Annotated in this window: 1 protein-coding gene and 1 pseudogene; both read left to right on the top strand. The window is 35.0% G+C overall.

Features of this window, described 5'->3' with window-relative positions; all coding sequences use genetic code 11:
- Positions 1-561 (top strand): annotated as a pseudogene (locus tag CLPU_RS16120) (glutamate formimidoyltransferase); the annotation flags it as partial.
- Between the two features lie 64 nt (positions 562-625).
- A partial coding sequence (locus CLPU_RS16115; protein ID WP_050379105.1) for a formate--tetrahydrofolate ligase occupies positions 626-2286 on the top strand: 1661 nt, incomplete at its 3' end.

Raw genomic sequence — 2286 nt, 5'->3', positions numbered from 1 at the left:
GCTGCTGAAAATGCAAGAAGTGAAGAAAGAAAAGCTCTAGCTTTCATAAGAAAAGGACAATATGAAGGATTAAGAGACTTATTAAAAGAAATCAAAGATGATTCATCAAGAAAAGAAGAATATGATTCAAGAAAACCAGACTTAAGTAAAGATGGATTATTAAGTGAAAAATCAGGAGCTACAATAGTAAGTGCTGAAGCAGAAGGATTAACAGCTTACAATATATTCTTAGCAACAGAAAATGTAGATATAGCTAAGAAAATAGCTAAAGGATTAAGAGGACCAAGTGGTGGATTCTCAACAATAAGAGCAGTTGGAATTAAGTTCCCAGAAAGAGAAGGAGTAGTAGTTTCAATGAACATGTTCGACTGTGTAAATACTCCAATTTACAGACCTTTTGAATTTGTTAAAAGAGAAGCTGCTAGATACGGAGTTGCTGTAACAGGTTCAGAAATAGTAGGACCAATCAAATTAGAATACATCATAAACTCATTAGAGTATTTCTTAGGATTAGAAGAATTCAGAAGAGACCAAATCTTAGAAACTCACTTAATGGACTAATAATATATAAATAATTAGGCATAGGCTTAATAATTGGCCAAAGTCAAAGGGAGGACAAAGACTAATGAAAACAGATATTCAAATAGCTCAAGAAGCTAAGATGCAACCTATAACAGAAGTTGCAAGTAAATTAGGTATAAAAGAAGATGATTTAGAGTTATACGGTAAGTATAAAGCTAAAGTTTCATTAGATTTACTTGACCAATTAAAAGACAAAGAAGACGGAAAATTAGTATTAGTTACAGCTATAAGTCCAACTCCAGCAGGAGAAGGAAAAACAACAACAAATATCGGATTAAGCATGGGCTTAAACAAAATTGGAAAGAAAACAATAACAGCTTTAAGAGAGCCATCATTAGGACCAAGCTTCGGAGTAAAAGGTGGAGCAGCTGGTGGTGGACATGCGCAAGTAGTGCCAATGGAAGATATCAACTTACACTTTACAGGAGACTTCCATGCAATAACATCAGCACACAGCTTATTAGCAGCGTTAATAGACAATCATCTACATCATGGAAATGAGTTAAAAATAGATACAAGAAGAATCGTATGGAAAAGAGTAGTGGACATGAATGACCGTTCACTAAGAAACATAGTAGTAGGATTAGGTGGAAAAGCACAAGGAGTGCCAAGACAAGATGGATTTGACATAACAGTTGCATCAGAAATAATGGCAATACTTTGTTTAGCAAACGACCTAGAAGACTTAAAAGAAAGACTAGGAAAAATGGTAGTAGCATATAATGTAGAAGGTCAACCAGTAACAGCAAAAGACTTAAATGCACAAGGAGCATTAACATTACTATTAAAAGATGCAATAAAACCAAACCTAGTACAAACATTAGAAAATACACCAGCATTCATCCATGGAGGACCATTTGCAAATATAGCACATGGATGTAATAGTGTATTAGCAACTAAGTTAGCATTAAAAATAGGAGACTATGCAGTAACAGAAGGTGGATTCGGAGCAGACTTAGGAGCGGAGAAATTCTTCGACATCAAATGTAGATATGCAGGAATCAAACCAGATGCAGCAGTAATCGTAGCAACAGTAAGAGCATTAAAAATGCATGGTGGAGTAGCAAAAGCAGACTTAGGAGAAGAAAACTTAGAAGCATTAGAAAAAGGATTAGCAAACTTAGAAAGACATATAGCAAACGTAGCAAAATTCGGAGTACCATCAGTAGTAGCAATCAATGCATTCCCAACAGATACACAAGCAGAGTTAGACTTAGTGTTTGAAAAAGTAAAAGCACTAGGAGCAGAAGTAGCAATCTCTGACGTATGGGCAAAAGGTGGAGAAGGTGGAGTAGAATTAGCTAAGAAAGTAGTAGAAGTATGTGAAAACAAAAAATCTGACTTCAAACCACTATATGATGTAGAATTATCAATCAAAGAAAAAATAACAAAAATAGCAACAGAACTATACAGAGCAGGATCAGTAAACTTCACAAAAGCATGTGAAAAACAAATAAAAGAATTAGAAGCATTAGGATTAGACAAACTACCAATCTGTATGGCTAAAACACAATATTCATTCTCAGATGATCCAACATTATTAGGAGCACCAACAGGATTTGATATAACAATCAGAGGATTAGAATTAGCAGCAGGAGCAGGATTCATAGTAGCATTAACAGGAGATATTATGAGAATGCCAGGACTTCCAAAAGTACCAGCTGCAAATAGAATGGATGTTCTTCCAAACGGAGAAATAGTAGG

The organism is Gottschalkia purinilytica, assembly GCF_001190785.1.
GTDB lineage: Bacteria > Bacillota > Clostridia > Tissierellales > Gottschalkiaceae > Gottschalkia_A > Gottschalkia_A purinilytica.
This window is presented reverse-complemented; position numbering and strand designations above follow the sequence as displayed.